Below are 18757 nucleotides of genomic sequence, written 5' to 3'. Positions count from 1 at the left end.
TCATCGCGGTTTTTGCCGGGAGTTCAGATGGCCAAGGCCAAGCGCATGTACGGCTGCACCGAGTGCGGCTCAACCTTCCCCAAGTGGGCTGGCCAGTGCGGTGAGTGCGGGGCCTGGAACACCCTGACCGAAACCATGGTGGAGAGCGGTGGTGCCGCAGCTCCCAGTGGTCGCACCGGCTGGACCGGTCAACAGGCACAGATCAGGACCCTGGCCGAAGTCAGCGTCGAAGAGATTCCGCGCTTTTCCACAGCGTCCAGCGAGCTCGATCGGGTGTTGGGTGGCGGTCTGGTGGATGGTTCGGTGGTGCTGATCGGCGGTGATCCGGGCATCGGCAAATCGACCATTCTGCTGCAAACCTTGTGCAACCTCGCCAAAGTCATGCCGGCGCTGTACGTCACTGGCGAAGAATCCCAGCAGCAAGTGGCCATGCGCGCCCGCCGACTCGGTTTGCCTCAGGATCAACTGCGGGTGATGACCGAAACCTGCATCGAGACCATCATCGCCACCGCCCGGCAGGAAAAACCCAAGGTAATGGTGATCGACTCGATTCAGACGATCTTCACCGAACAACTGCAATCGGCACCGGGCGGCGTGTCCCAGGTCAGGGAAAGCGCGGCGTTGCTGGTGCGCTATGCCAAGCAGAGCGGCACGGCCATTTTCCTGGTTGGTCACGTGACGAAAGAAGGTGCATTGGCGGGGCCGCGAGTGCTGGAGCACATGGTCGACACAGTTCTGTATTTCGAAGGCGAATCCGATGGGCGTTTGCGTTTGCTGCGGGCGGTGAAGAACCGTTTCGGCGCCGTCAACGAACTGGGCGTATTCGGTATGACCGATAAGGGACTGAAAGAAGTCTCCAACCCTTCGGCGATTTTTCTCACCCGCGCGCAGGAAGAAGTGCCGGGCAGTGTGGTCATGGCGACATGGGAAGGGACGCGGCCGATGCTGGTGGAAGTCCAGGCGCTGGTGGACGACAGTCACCTGGCCAATCCTCGTCGGGTAACGCTGGGTCTGGATCAGAATCGTCTGGCGATGTTGCTGGCGGTGCTGCACCGTCACGGCGGCATTCCGACCCACGATCAGGACGTGTTTCTCAACGTGGTTGGCGGGGTGAAGGTGTTGGAAACAGCCTCCGATCTGGCGCTGATGGCGGCGGTCATGTCCAGTTTGCGCAACCGGCCACTGCCCCACGATCTGCTGGTGTTCGGCGAAGTCGGGCTGTCCGGCGAGGTACGCCCGGTGCCGAGCGGCCAGGAACGCTTGAAAGAAGCCGCCAAGCACGGCTTCAAACGCGCCATCGTGCCAAAAGGTAATGCGCCGAAGGAGGCGCCGCCGGGGTTGCAGATTATTGCGGTGACCCGACTGGAGCAGGCCCTCGACGCCCTGTTCGAATAACCTTCCAGATAGAATACAAACCCCTGTGGGAGCGAGCTTGCTCGCGATAGCGGACGATCAGTCAACATCATCGTTGAATGTAAAATCGCTATCGCGAGCAAGCTCGCTCCCACATTTGGAATGGGGATTGGCCTTCAGACTTCGATCAGTGCACCCAACTCCCGTTCGAGCTCCTGCGAGTCGCCAAGGTTGAGTTCAACCAATCGCCGCAGGCGTTCGATGGATTCCAGGCTGATGTGCTTGCAGACAAATCCGAGCTGGCCATGATCATCGTGGGTCAACATCACATCCATCTTGATCTCGACGTCCTCGTTGAGATGAATATCAACCAGGAAATGCCAGTCTGGATTGCCCAGCCACGGTTCGGGCTTTTCGATCAACAGCCCCTTGAGTGACAGGTCGATCAACTTCACCGGCCAGACGAATTCACCTTGGCTCAGCTCGGTTCGGGCATCGAACGCAATACGTTTGAAGCGGCGGCGATCGGCAGTGTGCTCGCTCATGGCGCAATCCTCGTAAATGTTCGCTGACTATAGACCCGCATTGTCAAAGGCTGCCAGCAAAGTGATGGCTCAACCCATGTCGGGGGATGGCCTTTGCGGCCGTTAGCGCTAAACTCGGGATGGCTGTCTTTCTTGTCCACCCTGGCTGGAATCATAAAATGAAAAATAATAATAGCCTGCTACGCCACCTACCCTGGCTGCTGCTGGCAATCGTAGGGGCGTGCGCCCTCGGTGTAGTGGCATTGCGCCGAGGCGAGGCGATCAACGCCTTGTGGATTGTGGTCGCCGCCGTGGCCATCTATCTGGTTGCGTATCGTTACTACAGTCTGTTCATCGCTAACAACGTGATGCAACTCGACCCGCGACGGGCCACCCCCGCCGTGCTCCACAATGACGGTCTGGACTACGTGCCGACCAACAAACACATCCTCTTCGGTCACCACTTCGCCGCCATTGCTGGCGCGGGGCCGCTGGTCGGTCCGGTCCTGGCGGCGCAGATGGGTTACCTGCCCGGTACGCTGTGGCTGATTGCCGGCGTGGTGCTGGCCGGTGCCGTTCAGGACTTCATGGTCCTGTTCATGTCCACCCGCCGCAACGGCCGTTCCCTGGGCGACATGGTCCGTGAAGAAATGGGCCGCATCCCCGGCACCATCGCGCTGTTTGGCTGCTTCCTGATCATGATCATCATCCTCGCGGTGCTGGCGCTGATCGTGGTCAAGGCCTTGGCCGAAAGCCCGTGGGGTATTTTCACGGTGATGGCGACCATCCCGATCGCGATGTTCATGGGCATTTACATGCGCTACATCCGCCCGGGCCGCATCGGTGAAATCTCCGTGGTCGGCGTATTGCTACTGCTGGGGTCGATCTGGTTGGGTGGGCAGATTGCCGCCGATCCGGTGTGGGCCAAGGCATTCAGCTTCACCGGCGTGCAGATTACCTGGATGCTGGTCGGTTACGGTTTCGTGGCCGCCTCGTTACCGGTCTGGCTGATCCTGGCGCCGCGTGACTACCTGTCGACCTTCCTGAAAATCGGCACCATCGTGGCCCTGGCGATCGGCATCCTGATCACCATGCCAGAGCTGAAAATGCCGGCACTCACCCAGTTCGTCGACGGCACGGGCCCGGTGTGGAAGGGCGGTCTGTTCCCGTTCCTGTTCATCACCATCGCCTGTGGCGCGGTCTCGGGTTTCCACGCGCTGATCTCGTCCGGCACCACGCCGAAACTGCTGGATAACGAGGTCAACTCCCGTTACATCGGTTACGGCGCCATGCTGATGGAATCCTTCGTCGCCATCATGGCGATGGTGGCCGCGTCGGTGATCGAGCCAGGCGTGTATTTCGCCATGAACAGCCCGGCGGCAGTCGTCGGCGGTGACGTGGTGACCGTGGCACAAACCGTCAGTAGCTGGGGCTTTGCAATCACCCCGGAAGCGCTGCAAGCGGTGGCCAAGGACATCGGTGAAACCACCATCCTGGCCCGTGCCGGCGGTGCGCCGACCCTCGCGGTCGGTATCGCGCAAATCCTGCACAGTGTCCTGCCGGGTGAAAACACCATGGCGTTCTGGTACCACTTCGCGATCCTGTTCGAAGCGCTGTTCATCCTGACCGCGGTCGACGCCGGCACCCGTGCCGGCCGTTTCATGCTGCAGGACTTGCTCGGCTCCTTCGTGCCAGCGCTGAAACGCACCGAATCCTGGACCGCCAACCTGATCGCAACCGCTGGTTGCGTGGCGATGTGGGGTTGGTTGCTGTACCAGGGCGTGATCGATCCGCTGGGTGGTATCAACACCTTGTGGCCGTTGTTCGGTATCTCCAACCAGATGCTGGCCGGTATCGCGCTGATGCTCGGCACCGTCGTGCTGATCAAAATGAAACGCCAACGCTACGTTTGGGTCACCATGCTGCCAGCCGTGTGGCTGCTGATCTGCACCACCACCGCCGGCTTCATCAAGCTGTTCGACGCCAACCCGGCGATCGGCTTCCTGTCGCTGGCCAAGAAGTACAGCGATGCGCTGGCCAACGGTCAGATCCTCGCGCCGGCCAAGGACATTACGCAGATGCAGCACGTGATCTTCAACGCCTACACCAACGCAACGCTGACGGCGCTGTTCCTGTTCGTGGTATTCAGTATCCTGTTCTATGCGCTCAAGGTCGGTATTTCCGCCTGGGGCAGCAAAGAACGTACGGATAAAGAAGCGCCATTCCAGGCTCTGCCGGATGCGTAATCGAGGATTGCAGCATGTTCAATGACCTGAGTCGCCTCGGTAAATACCTCGGTCAGGCCGCGCGCCTGATGGTCGGCATGCCCGACTACGACAATTACGTCGAGCATATGCAAACCAAACACCCGGACAAACCGGTGATGACCTACGAGATGTTCTTCCGGGAACGCCAAGAGGCTCGTTACGGTGGCAAGGGTGGGCCAAAGTGCTGTTGATCTACTAGCGGCGAGTTATCAGATGTAATGTGGAGCGGGCTTTTGTGGGAGCGAGCTTGCTCGCGATGCAGGCAACTCGGTATATCGTCAACACCGAGGTGATGCCATCGCGAGCAAGCTCGCTCCCACAGGACCGCTCCCTTTTTTTGTGTAGTAGAAGGAGATCCAGTTTGTCCTCTCCCATCCCAGTCACGATCCTCAGTGGCTTTCTCGGCGCGGGAAAAACCACGCTGTTGCGCTACCTGCTCAAAGCCGAACACGGCCTGAAAATCGCCGTGATCGAGAACGAATTCAGCGACGCCGGTATCGACACCCAACTATTGGGCGACGAACCGGTGCAAGTGATGACGCTGTCCAACGGCTGCGTCTGCTGCACCATCCACACCGACCTGACCAAGGCTTTGTACTTGCTGCTAGAACGCCTGGACAGCGGCGAAATCGCCTTCGATCGTCTGGTGATCGAATGCACTGGCCTGGCCGACCCGGCACCAGTGGCGCAAACGTTCTTCATCGATGAAGAGCTGCGCGAGCGCTACATCCTCGACGGCATCATTACCCTGGTCGATGCGGCGCACGCCGACACTCACCTGACCCAAACCATCGCTCAGGCGCAGATCGGTTTCGCCGACCGCTTACTGGTGAGCAAGCGCGATCTGGTGGACGAGGCGACCTTCACCGCGCTGAGCGAGCGCTTGACCCGGATCAACCGTCGCGCACCGATCCGCGTGGTCGAGCACGGCAAGATCGATCTGGCCGAATTACTCGACGTGCGCGGTTTCAATCTCAATGCCGACCTGGGTGGTGGCGTCAGCCTGCGCCCGGTAAGCAAAGCACCGTCCATCGACCGCATTTCCAGCCTGGTGCTGCGCACCGACAAGCCACTGGATATCGACAAGCTCAGCGAGTTCATGAACGAACTGCTGGAGGACCATGGCAAGCAATTGCTGCGCTACAAAGGCGTGTTGAACATCCTTGGCGAGCCGCGACGCATGGTGTTTCAGGGAGTATTGAAGCTGTACGGATTCGATTGGGACACGGAGTGGGCGGACGATGAAACGCGCGAAAGCGTGATCGTGTTCATTGCCGATGATTTGCCGGAAGAGAAGATCCGTGAGGGGTTTGCGCGGGTGGCCGCAATCTGAAGTATTGTCGGCGTCTGCTATGGCCCCATCGCGAGCAAGCTCGCTCCCACAGGGGAATGCATTTCAAAATGTGGGAGCGAGCTTGCTCGCGATGGCGATTTAACCGGCAACACGATTTTGGCAAAGAGTCGGCTCCGCGTTCAGCAACATATCTTCTAACTGATCCAGATGCCGGCTCAGCACGGTCACCGCCATCACGGCATCCCCACGCTCCACAGCCTCCAGAATTCCCTGGTGCACCTGCCACACGCAATAGCCCGCCACGTCAGCATCAAACTGCGCAATCGCCAACGACGTCAGTGGCACCAAACTACCAAGAAAATGCGCCAACGGTGCGTTCCCCGCCATTTCCGCCAACTGCAAATGAAACTCGCCTGATAACCGAATGGCCGGACCACGCGCTACGCATTGGCGCTCGCTGTCGATAAGGGCATGCAGACGTTTCAAGTCTTGCGGGCGAGGTTGCTGGCAGGCCAGCTTCAGCAGCGTGGTTTCGGTCAGTCGTCGGGCATGAAAAATCTGTCGTGTTTGCTCGATGTCCGGCGAGGCGACGCGGGGCCGATGACTGGTCCGCAGGACGATGATCTGCTGATGGGACAGTTGCGTGAGCACGCCACGTATGTCGCTGCGCCTGGCGCCGAACATCTGCGCCAGGCTTTCTTCCGTAAAGCGACTGGCCGCATGAAGGCGCTGTTCGAGAATGGCGTCGAAGATTCGCGAGTAGAGATCCTCCACCGGCTGGGGAAAGGGCAGGGCGGTGAGGGTTTGCGGTGAGGCGAAGCTGTTCATGGCTTGTCTCCAGTTCGAAGCGGACTCAACTGACGAGGTTGTCGTCCGGAATATTCAATTCGATGCCCATCCGCTGGCCTTCCCGAAGGATGTGCCGACGCATTTCGGCGCTGGCCTGGGCGCTGTTTTTACTGCGTATAGCGCGCACCACGGCTTCGTTCTCCTCAAGGCGCTCCGCCAAATGCTCCGGGGAGTTGCGCAGCACGTCGGCGCTTTGCTTGAGCGCGTTGCTGGTCTGTTGCACCACACTCTGGAAGATCGGGTTCGAGGTCAGCGTGAACAGCTCTTCGTGGAAGGCGATGTAGGCGTTCACGCCGGCTTCGCTGTCGTTGGCCTCCAGCGCTTCGCGCATGTCCATCAGGGTCAGGCGCAGTTGCCCGACTTCCTTGCTGCTGATCGACTGCGCTACCAGGCCGACAATGAACGGCTCGAGGGTGTAGCGCAGTTGCAGCACGTCTTCCAGGCTCGCACCGGCGACTGCGCTGTCATGGCTTTGGCTGTCGCTGAGATTGGCCTCCAGCACCACCACGCCTTTACCCGGCATGGAGCGCACCAGCCCGAGGGTTTCCAGGACGATGACGGCTTCACGCAGGCTCGGGCGGCTGATGCCCAGTTGTTCGGCCAGCTCACGCTGCCCCGGCAGCATCTCACCGGAGCGCCACTGACCGCGGGCCAAAGCGGCCCGGAGTTTTTCTACTACTGAATTCACAACGGTCGACGAGGTGATCACTGTTCGCTCCATGAGCATCCAAAACGATTGATGACCGTGCCTGCCCGTGGGCAGACACGGCGATTATTCAGAATTCCTGCTGATGTGCCGGGCCGACAGGCTTTCTCGGCTGGAAGGTATAACCCACCTGACCAGAAAGTACTTTGTTCGCCCGTTGAATATCGATGTCCTTTTCCCAGCGCGCGATGGCCACGGTGGCGACGCAGTTGCCGATCAGGTTGGTCAGCGCCCGGCCGATGCCCATGAACCAGTCCACTGCCAACACCAGCACCAGGCCGACCACCGGAATCGCCGGGATCGCCGTCAGTGTCGCCGCGAGAATCACCAGCGCCGAGCCGGGAATCCCGTGAGCACCTTTGGAGGTGATCAACGACACCAGCAGAATCGTCAGCAGATCGGTCATGGCCAGCGGCGTGCCGGTGGCATTGGCGATGAACACGATGGCGAGGGTCAGGTAGATCGAGAAACCGTCCAGGTTGAACGAGTAACCGGTCGGAATCACCAGCCCGACTGTCGAACTGCCGATGCCCAGATGCTCTAGCTTGCGCATGATTTGTGGCAGCACGGCGTCAGAGGAGGCGGTGCCCATGACGATCAGCAGTTCTTCGCGCAGGTACTTGAGCAACGGCCACATCTTCAGGCCCGAAAGGCGCATCACCAGGCCGAGAATCAACGACACGAACGCCACGCAGGTCAGGTAAAACAGGCCAACCAGGCTGCCCAGGTGCTGCAGCGAATCCAGGCCATATTTGCTGGTGGTGAAAGCGATGGCGCCGAACACGCCGATCGGCGCCAGGCGCACGATCATGCCCATGATGCGGAAGATCACGTGGCTCAGCTCATTGATCAGCCGGGAAATACCCGACGCTGCTTCGCCCACCAGGTTCAGCGCACTGCCGAACAGCACTGAAAACAGCAGGACTTGCAGAATGTTGTTCTCTGCGAAGGCGCCGATTACCGAGGTCGGGATCAGGTTCATCAGGAACTGGGAGGTGGTTTGCATGTGCTGACCGCGCTGGGCGATGTCGCCCATGTCGGCAGCGGAAAGCTGATCCAGATGAATGTTCGCGCCGCTGCCGATTCCGGTGCTGAAGGCGAACACCAGACCGATCACCAGGGCGATGGTGGTCAGGATTTCGAAGTAGATCACCGATTTCAGGCCGATGCGCCCGACCTTCTTCAGGTCGCCGGCACCGCTGATGCCGCTGACCACTACGCAGAACACGATCAGACCGATGAGCATCTTGATCAGTTTGATGAAGCCATCGCCGAGAGGTTTGAGCTGGGCGGAGTATTCAGGGAGGGTCAGCCCACAGACGATGCCGAGCACCAGTCCGAGAACCACTTGGAGGAAGATTGAACGCGAGCACCATCTGAGCATGGGAGGAATCCTGGTCGGTGTCCTGGCTGCCGTGCGCTTCGCGCATCAGATTCAGGACTTAATTATTGTGGTCTTACCGGTATGTCCAGTGCAGGCGCAGTCTACGCTCGGTTTTTTCGGAATGACAAGTGAAAATTGTGAAATTGGCATGACCGGTCTTACCAGTGGCTAAAGATCAAAAGATCGCAGCCTTCGGCAGCTCCTACATTGGGATTCGCGTTTCCCTGTAGGAGCTGCCGAAGGCTGCGATCTTTTGATCTTTCGGGCGGACGAAAAAAAACCGGCCATCACTGGCCGGTTTTTTCATTGCTGCGGTTTAGCGGGCTGATTAGGCGCCGTATACCGGCAGCTTCTTGCAGATGGCCTTGACCTTCTCACGAACGGCGTCGATCACCGCTTCGTTGTTCAGGTCCGCCAGGATGTCGCAGATCCAGCCGGCCAGTTCTTTGCACTCTGCTTCTTTGAAGCCACGAGTGGTCACAGCCGGAGTACCGAAGCGCAGGCCGGAGGTGACGAACGGGGAACGTGGATCGTTTGGCACGGAGTTCTTGTTCACGGTGATGAACGCTTTGCCCAGAGCGGCGTCGGCGTCTTTACCGGAGATTTCCTGCTTGATCAGCGACAGCAGGAACAGGTGGTTTTCAGTACCGCCCGATACCACGTCGAAACCGCGCTCGATGAACACACCGGCCATGGCCTTGGCGTTCTTCACCACTTGTTGCTGGTAAGTCTTGAACTCAGGCTGCAGCGCTTCCTTGAAGCAGATCGCTTTAGCGGCGATCACGTGCTCCAGTGGGCCACCCTGGGCACCCGGGAATACTGCGGAGTTCAGTTTCTTCTCGATGTCGGCGTTGGCGCGAGCCAGGATCAGGCCGCCACGTGGACCGCGCAGGGTCTTGTGCGTGGTGGTGGTCACGACGTCAGCGAAAGGCACCGGGTTCGGGTAGACGCCAGCGGCGACCAGACCGGCCACGTGGGCCATGTCGACGAACAGGTAGGCGCCAACCTTGTCAGCGATTTCGCGGAAACGCGGGAAGTCCAGAATCTGCGAGTAGGCAGAGAAACCGGCCACGATCATTTTCGGCTTATGCTCAACGGCCAGACGCTCGACTTCGTCGTAGTCGATCAGGCCGTTGCCGTCGATACCGTACTGAACGGCGTTGTACAGCTTGCCGGAGGAGGAAACGCTGGCACCGTGGGTCAGGTGACCACCGTGCGCCAGGCTCATGCCCAGGATGGTGTCGCCCGCTTGCAGCAGAGCCAGGTAAACGGCGCTGTTGGCTTGCGAACCGGCGTGTGGCTGAACGTTGGCGTAATCAGCGCCGAACAGTTCTTTTGCACGGTCGATGGCCAGTTGCTCGACGATGTCGACGAACTCGCAACCACCGTAGTAGCGCTTGCCCGGGTAGCCTTCGGCGTACTTGTTGGTCAGTACCGAGCCTTGAGCTTCCATCACCGCAGGGCTGGTGTAGTTTTCCGAAGCGATCAGCTCAATGTGCTCTTCCTGGCGCTGAGCTTCTTGCTCCATGGCGGCAAAGAGATCGGCGTCGTACTTGGCAATAGTCAAATCACGGCTGAACATGGCGGTCCTCAAGGATCGGGGCAGAAAAGGGGGGCATTCTAACCCAATGGGTTTTAGATGGCATATGAAAGGACATCATGTCGCAGACAAGTGGGCTTCATGTCGGGATCAGCGGTGATCATGCCGGCCTCATCGCGAGCAAGCTCGCTCCCACAGTGGATCTTCAGTGGTCACAAATCTTGCGTACACCCAAAAAACCTGTGGGAGCGAGCTTGCTCGCGATGAGGCCATCAGCAGCGCTGAAGATTTCAATCGAACATGAACAGCGCATCATTGCTGAACTGCGCTTCAAACCGGTTCGCCGGCATCGGACGGCCGAACAGATACCCCTGAACCTCATCGCAACCATGCTCACGCAGGAAGTCGAGTTGCTCGTGGGTTTCCACGCCCTCGGCGATAACCGCCAGGTTGAGGCTGTGGGCCATGGCGATGATCGCGCGGGCAATCTGCGCATCTTGCTCGCCCGACGGCAGGCCGTCGACGAAGGTGCGGTCGATTTTCAGTACGTCGATCGGGAACTGCTTGAGGTAGTTGAGCGATGAGTAACCGGTGCCGAAGTCGTCGACCGCGATGCTCAGGCCGAGATTTTTCAGCCCGGCGAGAATCTGCATCGCTTCGCTGACTTCGCGCATCAAGATACTTTCGGTCAGTTCCAGCTCCAGGCACGCCGGCGGCAGGCCGGTTTCCTTGAGGATATTGGCGATTCGCGTGCCGAGCTGGCCGTCGGAGAATTGCCGGGCCGAAATGTTCACTGACACCTTCGGCACCCGGACCTTGGCCTGATGCCAGGTCTTGAGCTGACGGCAGGCCTCACTGATCACCCAGTCGCCGACATCCACCACCAGGCCGAGCTCTTCGAGCACCGGAATGAAGTCTCCCGGCGGCACCAGACCGCGACGCGGATGGCGCCAGCGCAGCAAGGCTTCGGCGCCGGTCAGGCGTTTGCCATCGCCGCTGAACTGCGGCTGGTAATACAGCACAAATTCGTCTTGCTCCAAGGCATGACGCAAGTCGCTTTCCAGCTCCAGACGCTCCAGGGCGCTGGCGTTCATATCGGCCTGATAGAACTGGAAGTTGTTCTTGCCACGCTCTTTGGCGTGATACATCGCGGTGTCGGCGTTTTTCATCAGCTGGCTGAGTTCGTTACCGTCCTGAGGGCTCAGGGCGATGCCGATACTGGCCGTGACGAAGAACTCGCGGCCTTCAAGCACGAACGGTTTCACCAGGCTGGCGAGAATCTGTTCGGCCACATGAATCGCCCGGTTCAAGGCAATTTCACGGTTGGCCCGCGGTTGCAGCAGCAAGGTGAATTCATCGCCGCCCATGCGCGCCACAGTATCGTCATCATCGACACAACCGAGCAGGCGCGTGGCCATTTCCTTGAGCATGCGATCGCCGGCGGCGTGGCCCAGGGAGTCGTTGATCGGTTTGAAGCGGTCCAGGTCGAGGAACATCAGCACCACCCAGGACTTCTGCCGTTCGGCCGATTGCAGCGCCGTGTGCAGGCGATCCTGGAACAGTGTGCGGTTGGGCAGGTGGGTCAGGGCGTCGTAATAGGCGAGGCGGTGAATCCGCTGCTCACTGGCCTTGCGCTCGCTGATGTCGCTGAAGAAGCACACGTAGCTGGCCAGATCGCCTTCGTCATCCAGCACCGCCGTGATCCCGACCCAGGCCGGGTAATGCTCGCCATTGCGCCGCTTGAGCCAGACTTCGCCTTCCCACGTGCTGTGCTGATGCAATTGCTTGAGCACATAACGCAGATGGGCTTCCTGCTGTTCGTCAACGGTCAGCATGTTCGGCAACTGGTCGAGCACCTGCTCCACCGCATAACCGCTGACACGGCTGAAGGCTTCGTTAGCCTGGACGATATAGCCAGCCGGGTCGGTGATCAGGATCGCAGACGTCGAGTGCTCAAATACGGTCGCGGCCATGCGCAGGTCTTTTTCGGCCCGGCGTTGCTGGCTGATGTCGCGACCGACGCCCAGTACGCCTTCGAATGCACCGTGTTCGTCCCAGACCAGCACCAGCCGCAGTTCGATGGGAATCTTGCGCCCGTCGGCCCGCAGACAGTCGAACAAAAACAGTTGGGTCTGCACCTGGCTGCGCAACAGCGCCAGTTGGTCGGGTTTGTTCAGCGCTTTGCTGACCCGGTCCATCAGGCTGTAAATGCCGGTCAGCTGTTGCGGGTTGGCGATGGTCGATTGCCAGCCGTTCTGGAAAATCCAGTCGGCGTCGTAGCCCAGCACGGCTTGCACCGACGGGCTGACGTAGTTGAGCGCCATCTTGCTGTCGGTTGAGAAAATCACGTCGCTGATGCTTTCGGCGAGCATCCGGTAACGCTGCTCGCTGTCGCGCAAGGACTCACTGGCTTCAATCTGATCGGTGATGTCCTTGGCCACGCCGATGATCCGCGTGACCTGATCGTGCTTGTCCCGCGCCAGTGCCTGTTCGCGGATGTCGAAACGCCGCCATTTACCGTCTCGGTGGCGGAAGCGCAGCTGGCATTGCATCAATTGCCTGTAACCGGCCTGCCGCTGGGTTTGGCGCGAGCGGTGGTAGAAGTCGGCATCTTCGGGGTGCAGCAGAATTTCCCAGAAATACTCGCCCATCTGGTGCAGTTCGGTACGGTTGTAACCGAGTGTCTGGCCCAGATGGTGGTTGCTGAAAATCATTCGCTGGCTGATCACGTCCTGAACGTACAGATGATCCGGCACGGTGCGCACCACGTCGGACCAGAATCCTTCGCGCTCCAGCAGCGACAACTCGACAAGCTTGCGGCTGGTGATGTCGGTGATGCTCAGGATCACCGCTTTATAGTCGTCCTGGTCTTCCGGCAGACGCAGGACCAGCCACAAGTGCTGGTCGCGGCCATTGGCGTCCTGCAGTTTGATTTCCAGTTCAAGCTGTTTCTGCTGGTTGAGCACCGCGTCGAGCACTTGATTGCCGATGGCGGTGCCGTCCTGCGGGTTACCGTCGATCAGCAGTTTCCAGGCTTGGTCGCACGTGTTGACGTTGAGCAGTTGCAGGGCGACCAGGTTGACTTCGGTGATGCGCAGTTCCTGCAGCAGGTGCTGGCGCTGTTCCGGTGTATCGAGCCAGGCCTTCAGTTGTTCGCTGCTGTGCAGCTGAGCCTTGTCGAAGAAGCTTTTGAGCCCGGACACGTCGAGTACACACAAGGCGACGCCGGTGCCTTCGAAAATATCCTGGTAACGTCGACGGCCTTCGTGCACCTGGCGTTGGCGGCGGCGCATGTTCAGCAGGGCGATGAACGGCAGCAGCGAGAAGGCCAGGCCCAGAAGGCATTTGCCGATGAACGCTGGCAACAGCTGTTCGATCACTCGTTGCCGGTCGAACAACCCGCGCAGTTGCCAGTCGCTGCTGCTCAGGGGCACTGTCAACACGCTGTTGGCCACATCGTCCTCGGTCAGTTCGCCGGGCTTGGCCAAGGGTAGTGACTCATCGCGACTGATGACTTGGTGATTGAAGCGGTTTTCCACCAGCCACAGCGGGCGGATACCCGATTCGTTTGGTTTGGTCAGCGACGAGAAGAATGTCGGCGTCAGGCGCAGAACCCAGTAGCCGCGGGTGCTACCGCTGGCTTGATGCAGCAGCAGATGCACCATCGAACCGTCATTGGCATTGCTGAAATAATGAGACTGGGCGTGACTGCGCCGGACCAGTTCGCTCAGGTAGTCGGCGTCGTCGCTGTTGTCGGCACTGTCGTTGAGGACTTTCCCGGAAGGGCTGAGCAACGCGAGGCTGCGCAGGTCGGGCAAGGATTTTTGCAGTTTGCGAAACAGCGCCTGCTGTTCGTCGGCACTTTGCGGTTGTTCGACGATCGGTAGCAGGTTGAGGGCGATCTGGGCGTTGAGCGCCATGTTCAGGCTGACTTGCGAGGCCAGATCGGCGGTGTAGTCGATGGTGTACTGACGCTGGTGTTGTTGGGTATCGCGTAGCTGATCCAGCAACTGCCAGAGCAGCAGCGCGAGCAACAACAGGACGAGCGCCGCCAGCGCGCCCTTCAAGGATCCACGCAGGGGTGAGCCGGTCGCAGGATTGAGTGCGCTCACGGAAGATGAGGGAGTGACATTAGACAAACTGTAATCCTGCGGTTTGGCTGGACTGGCGCGACGTGCACTATAAGCCGGACGCCCGGAGGGCGGCTAGCATGCCCTGAGTTGTGGCAAAGTGCCAGTCCCGCTCGGCTGGACTGCCTTCCGTCAATCAGGTAGCTTTGCCGGTTACGCGGGAGCGTTCCAGCTCCTAGAATCAGGCTTTTTCAGCGCGCACGTATTGATAGCTATCAATCGGACGACGCGCACGGCCTGGCCGGGCATCGCCCGCGCCCCAATCATTCATCGTTCACTGACCCTAGGTTCTCCATGGCTCAATACGTATTCACCATGCATCGGCTGGGTAAAGTTGTTCCGCCGAAGCGGGAAATCCTGAAAAACATTTCGCTGTCGTTCTTTCCGGGCGCCAAGATTGGCGTACTCGGCCTTAACGGTTCGGGTAAGTCCACCCTGTTGAAAATCATGGCGGGCGTCGACACCGAGTTCGAGGGCGAAGCCCGTCCGATGCCGGAGCTGAACATCGGCTACCTGCCGCAAGAACCGATCCTGGACCCGACCAAAACCGTGCGTGAAGTGGTTGAGGAAGCGGTCAGCGTGATCAAGAACGCCCAGGCGCGCCTGGACGAGGTCTACGCGGCTTACGCTGATGAAGATGCCGACTTCGACAAACTGGCCGCAGAACAAGCCAAGCTCGAAGCCATCCTGCAGGCCAGCGACGGTCACAACCTGGATCGCCAACTGGAAGTCGCCGCCGATGCGCTGCGTCTGCCGGCCTGGGATGCCAAGGTTGAATTCCTGTCCGGTGGTGAGAAGCGTCGTGTGGCCCTGTGCCGCCTGCTGCTGTCCGCCCCCGACATGCTGCTGCTCGACGAACCAACCAACCACCTGGACGCCGATTCCGTCGCCTGGCTGGAGCACTTCCTGCACGACTTCCCGGGCACTGTGGTTGCGATCACGCACGACCGTTACTTCCTGGACAACGTTGCCGGCTGGATCCTTGAGCTCGACCGCGGCGCCGGTATCCCGTACGAGGGCAACTATTCGGGTTGGCTCGAAGCCAAATCCGATCGTCTGGCTGCCGAATCCAAGTCGCAGTCGGCCCACGAAAAAGCCATGAAGGAAGAACTGGAGTGGGTGCGCAAAGGCGCCAAGGCCCGCCAGTCCAAATCCAAGGCTCGTCTGCAACGCTTCGAAGAAATGCAATCGCAGGAATTCCAGAAGCGCAGCGAAACCAACGAGATCTACATCCCGGCCGGTCCACGCCTGGGCGACAAGGTCATCGAATTCAAGAACGTTTCCAAGGGTTATGGCGATCGCGTGCTGATCGACAACCTGTCGTTCTCCATGCCTAAAGGCGCCATCGTTGGCGTGATCGGCGGTAACGGTGCCGGTAAATCGACCCTGTTCCGCATGCTGATGGGCAAGGAAACACCGGATTCGGGCACCATCGAAGTCGGCGAAACCGTGCAACTGGCGTGTGTCGATCAGAGCCGCGAAGACCTGGACGGCAGCAAGACTGTGTTCCAGCAAATCTCCGACGGTTCCGACCAGATCCGCATCGGCAACTACGAGATCCCGTCGCGTACCTACGTCGGTCGCTTCAACTTCAAGGGCGGCGATCAGCAGAAGTTCGTCAAGGACCTGTCCGGTGGTGAGCGCGGTCGCTTGCACCTGGCCCTGACCTTGAAAGAGGGCGGCAACGTCCTGCTGCTCGACGAACCGTCTAACGACCTCGACGTTGAAACCCTGCGTTCCCTGGAAGAAGCCCTGCTGGACTTCCCGGGCGCTGCCATTGTGATCTCTCACGATCGGTGGTTCCTTGACCGCGTCGCGACTCATATCCTGGCGTACGAAGACGACTCGCAAGCGGTGTTCTTCGAAGGTAACTACACCGAGTACGAAGCCGATCGCCGCAAACGCCTGGGCGAAGCCGCGACTCAGCCGCACCGTGTACGGCACAAGAAACTGGCCTGATTTCAGGTTGGCGGCATGGAAAAACGGAGCCTTCGGGCTCCGTTTTTTTATGGGGTTACAGATAGGTCGCAGTGAGGCCATCGCGAGCAAGCTCGCTCCCACAGTAGATCTCCATTGGATTGAAGATCTTCGGCCTACATAAATCCATGTGGGAGCGAGCTTGCTCGCGATGGCGATACCAAAATCGGTGCAAATATGGATTTGATAATCCCTAATCGGGTGCAGTAACCGGGGGTTTCTGGTGCTTATTTATATTAAGCGCACCATTTATTTTCATAATTGCGACATTTTGCGCTGTCATGGTGCGCAATCAGTTTGCTAAAGTCCGGCCCAATCTCTTCCAACGACAATAAATTTGCCGAGACTTTTCCATGATCGAATCCGTTGAATCCTTCCTTGCCCGCCTGAAAAAGCGCGACCCTGACCAGCCGGAATTTCACCAAGCCGTGGAAGAAGTCCTGCGCAGCCTGTGGCCGTTTCTTGAAGCCAATCCGCACTATCTGACCTCCGGCATTCTGGAGCGGATTTGCGAACCGGAGCGAGCGATCGTTTTCAGGGTTTCCTGGGTCGACGATCAAGGCAAAGTGCAGGTCAATCGCGGATTCCGCATCCAGATGAACAGCGCTATCGGTCCATACAAGGGCGGGCTGCGTTTCCATCCTTCGGTGAACCTTGGCGTGTTGAAGTTCCTTGCCTTCGAGCAGACCTTCAAAAACTCGCTGACGTCGTTGCCGATGGGCGGAGGCAAGGGTGGTTCGGATTTCGATCCCAAAGGCAAAAGCGACGCTGAAGTCATGCGGTTCTGCCAGGCCTTTATGAGCGAGTTGTATCGTCACATCGGTGCAGACGTTGACGTTCCGGCTGGTGATATCGGCGTCGGTGCTCGCGAGATCGGTTTCCTGTTCGGCCAATACAAGCGCCTGAGCAACCAGTTCACCAGCGTGTTGACCGGCAAGGGCCCTAGCTATGGCGGCAGCCTGATTCGCCCGGAAGCCACCGGTTTCGGCTGTGTGTACTTCGCTGAAGAAATGCTCAAGCGCAGCGGTGAAACCGTCGAAGGCAAGCGCGTGGCCATCTCCGGTTCCGGTAACGTTGCGCAATACGCGGCGCGCAAGGTCATGGACCTGGGCGGCAAAGTGATTTCGTTGTCCGACTCCGAAGGCACGCTGTACTGCGAAAGCGGTTTGACCGAAGAGCAATGGCTGGCGGTACTGGAGCTGAAAAACGTCCAGCGCGGGCGCATCAGTGAACTGGCCGGCCGTTTTGGTCTGGAGTTCAAGGTCGGCCAGCACCCGTGGGCGCTGAGCTGCGACATCGCGCTGCCCTGCGCTACACAAAACGAACTGGATGCCGAGGCGGCCCGCACGTTACTGCGCAACGGCTGCATCTGCGTGGCGGAAGGCGCGAACATGCCGACCACCCTTGAAGCCGTAGACCTGTTTATCGAGGCGGGGATTCTGTTCGCGCCGGGCAAGGCTTCCAATGCCGGTGGTGTCGCGGTGAGCGGGCTGGAAATGTCGCAGAACGCCATGCGCCTGCTGTGGACCGGTGGTGAAGTGGACAGCAAACTTCACGCGATCATGCAGTCGATCCACCACGCCTGCGTGCATTACGGCGAAGAGAATGGCCGGATCAACTACGTCAAAGGCGCCAACATCGCGGGCTTCGTCAAAGTTGCCGACGCGATGCTCGCCCAGGGTGTGGTTTAAGCCGGTTCGATACGGATGATCTCGATCAACTGATCGCCAGCCGGACGTTGCCACAGCACCTCATCGCCGAGTTGCGCCCCGAGCAGCGCCCGGCCCAGTGGTGAACCCCAGTTGATCAGGCCCGCCGACGCGTCGGCCTGGTCTTCACCGACCAGTTGCACGGTTTGCTCGGTGTTGTGTTCGTCGGCGAAGGTCACACGGCTGCCGATCTGCACTTTTTGCGTTGAGTTGGCGACGGTCACGACCTGAGCGCTTTGCAGACGCTGGTTGAAATACCGCAAATCCCGTTCAAGGTCCGCCAGGCGCTGCTTGTCGGCGTGCTCGCCTTTGGCCGATTGCTCGCTGTGCAAATGTTGCAATTCGGCGACTTTCACCTGCAACTGGGCCAGCCCCGTGGGCGTGACGTAATTGGGCTGCGCGCTGACCTGCCGTTCGACGGGCTGATCGGCTTGCGCGGCGGCGTTATCTTCATTGACGAAGGCACGACTCATGGTTTTCTCCCGTTATAGGGTTTGGGCCATGGTCGCAGGCTTTTAGTTTCGACAGATATCTGCCAGCGACTTATTGCGAGCGAAAAGCACGAGCGGCGTCCTGATCCTTCTGCTGCTGCCAGGCTTTGTCCCGGTCATCCCAGTGATGGCTGCGATAGTCCTCGCGGTCCTGGTTTTCCAGCATCGCCTGGCACTGACGGAAGCCGTCGCTCCAGCCCTCGGCGTACTGCTTGTCCTTGAGGTAACGCGGGACGTTTTTGCGAAATTCACCGGTGATTGCCCCCGCCGCTTGCCGGCCACTGCTGCAACCGTCATCGAAGCCATCGGCGAATGCCGGTGGATAACCCTTGGCGATCAAATCCTCGTGGGTCGTCTGGCAACCCGCGATCAACATCAGCAAACCCACCACACCCACGCAACGCCACATCTCAGACTCCCAGACCGTCAACGGCCTATAGGAGGAGTCTAGGAGTGGGTTCGTGAGCGGGATGTGAAAGAAAGATCAAAAGATCGCAGCCCTGTAGGAGCACAGCTTGCTGGCGATGGCATCG

Annotated in this window: 14 protein-coding genes; 6 read left to right on the top strand and 8 right to left on the bottom strand. The window is 59.4% G+C overall.

The window, feature by feature from the left end; all coding sequences use genetic code 11:
• The first annotated feature begins 27 nt into the window (after nt 1-27).
• Complete coding sequence (gene radA / locus ACA079_RS28230; protein WP_033054257.1) at nt 28-1395, top strand: DNA repair protein RadA; 1368 nt, start codon at nt 28-30, stop codon at nt 1393-1395.
• Nucleotides 1396-1529: 134 nt separating this feature from the next.
• Here the strand turns inward: radA and ACA079_RS28225 are convergent, their stop codons facing one another.
• Complete coding sequence (locus ACA079_RS28225) at nt 1530-1898, bottom strand: PilZ domain-containing protein (protein ID WP_497701694.1); 369 nt, start codon at nt 1896-1898, stop codon at nt 1530-1532.
• A 158-nt stretch (nt 1899-2056) separates the two neighbouring features.
• On the opposite strand from ACA079_RS28225, the gene ACA079_RS28220 reads away from it, so the two are divergent.
• The 3 genes from ACA079_RS28220 to yjiA all read left to right on the top strand — a co-directional run bounded on the left by ACA079_RS28220 (nt 2057) and on the right by yjiA (nt 5477).
• The gene (locus ACA079_RS28220) at nt 2057-4123 is read left to right on the top strand and encodes a carbon starvation CstA family protein (RefSeq protein ID WP_497701693.1); all 2067 of its coding nucleotides are present in this window, start codon (nt 2057-2059) and stop codon (nt 4121-4123) included.
• A 14-nt stretch (nt 4124-4137) separates the two neighbouring features.
• The gene (locus ACA079_RS28215) at nt 4138-4335 is read left to right on the top strand and encodes a YbdD/YjiX family protein (protein WP_008154232.1); all 198 of its coding nucleotides are present in this window, start codon (nt 4138-4140) and stop codon (nt 4333-4335) included.
• 170 nt (nt 4336-4505) lie between these two features.
• The gene (gene yjiA / locus ACA079_RS28210; protein ID WP_497631674.1) at nt 4506-5477 is read left to right on the top strand and encodes a GTPase; all 972 of its coding nucleotides are present in this window, start codon (nt 4506-4508) and stop codon (nt 5475-5477) included.
• Nucleotides 5478-5576: 99 nt separating this feature from the next.
• Here yjiA and ACA079_RS28205 read toward each other — a convergent pair whose 3' ends face one another.
• The 5 genes from ACA079_RS28205 to ACA079_RS28185 form a co-directional block, all read right to left on the bottom strand.
• A complete protein-coding gene (locus ACA079_RS28205) occupies nt 5577-6266 on the bottom strand; it encodes a GntR family transcriptional regulator (protein WP_497701692.1) in 690 nt (229 codons plus the stop codon).
• A 25-nt stretch (nt 6267-6291) separates the two neighbouring features.
• A complete protein-coding gene (locus ACA079_RS28200; RefSeq protein ID WP_008154237.1) occupies nt 6292-6996 on the bottom strand; it encodes a FadR/GntR family transcriptional regulator in 705 nt (234 codons plus the stop codon).
• 67 nt (nt 6997-7063) lie between these two features.
• Nucleotides 7064-8377, bottom strand: a complete 1314-nt coding sequence (locus ACA079_RS28195) for a C4-dicarboxylate transporter DctA (RefSeq protein ID WP_497701691.1) — start codon at nt 8375-8377, stop codon at nt 7064-7066.
• A gap of 328 nt (nt 8378-8705) precedes the next feature.
• Nucleotides 8706-9959: a serine hydroxymethyltransferase gene (glyA, locus tag ACA079_RS28190; RefSeq protein ID WP_403102425.1), complete on the bottom strand. Its 1254-nt coding sequence runs from the start codon at nt 9957-9959 to the stop codon at nt 8706-8708.
• Nucleotides 9960-10207: 248 nt separating this feature from the next.
• Nucleotides 10208-14056 carry a sensor domain-containing protein gene (locus tag ACA079_RS28185; RefSeq protein ID WP_497701690.1) on the bottom strand — a complete coding sequence of 1283 codons (3849 nt, stop codon included), beginning with the start codon at nt 14054-14056 and terminating at the stop codon, nt 10208-10210.
• A 285-nt stretch (nt 14057-14341) separates the two neighbouring features.
• Here ACA079_RS28185 and ettA point away from each other — a divergent pair, with 285 nt between their 5' ends.
• Together ettA and gdhA are read left to right on the top strand one after the other, a co-directional pair.
• Entirely contained in the window at nt 14342-16006 is a 1665-nt protein-coding gene (gene ettA, locus ACA079_RS28180; protein ID WP_497701689.1) for an energy-dependent translational throttle protein EttA, read from the top strand.
• Nucleotides 16007-16377: 371 nt separating this feature from the next.
• Nucleotides 16378-17715, top strand: coding sequence for an NADP-specific glutamate dehydrogenase (gene gdhA, locus ACA079_RS28175; RefSeq protein WP_497701688.1), 1338 nt, complete (start codon nt 16378-16380; stop codon nt 17713-17715).
• Here gdhA and ACA079_RS28170 read toward each other — a convergent pair.
• Together ACA079_RS28170 and ACA079_RS28165 are read right to left on the bottom strand one after the other, a co-directional pair.
• Complete coding sequence (locus ACA079_RS28170) at nt 17712-18206, bottom strand: GreA/GreB family elongation factor (RefSeq protein WP_497701687.1); 495 nt, start codon at nt 18204-18206, stop codon at nt 17712-17714. The genes gdhA and ACA079_RS28170 overlap by 4 nt on opposite strands.
• A gap of 70 nt (nt 18207-18276) precedes the next feature.
• Nucleotides 18277-18633 (bottom strand): hypothetical protein, encoded by a 357-nt coding sequence (locus tag ACA079_RS28165; RefSeq protein WP_497701686.1) that lies wholly within the window; start codon nt 18631-18633, stop codon nt 18277-18279.
• Nucleotides 18634-18757 lie beyond the last annotated feature (124 nt).

Source organism: Pseudomonas sp. LBUM1645, from assembly GCF_059716185.1.
Note: the sequence above shows the minus strand (reverse complement) of the source record. Positions and strands in the feature narration are given on the sequence as shown.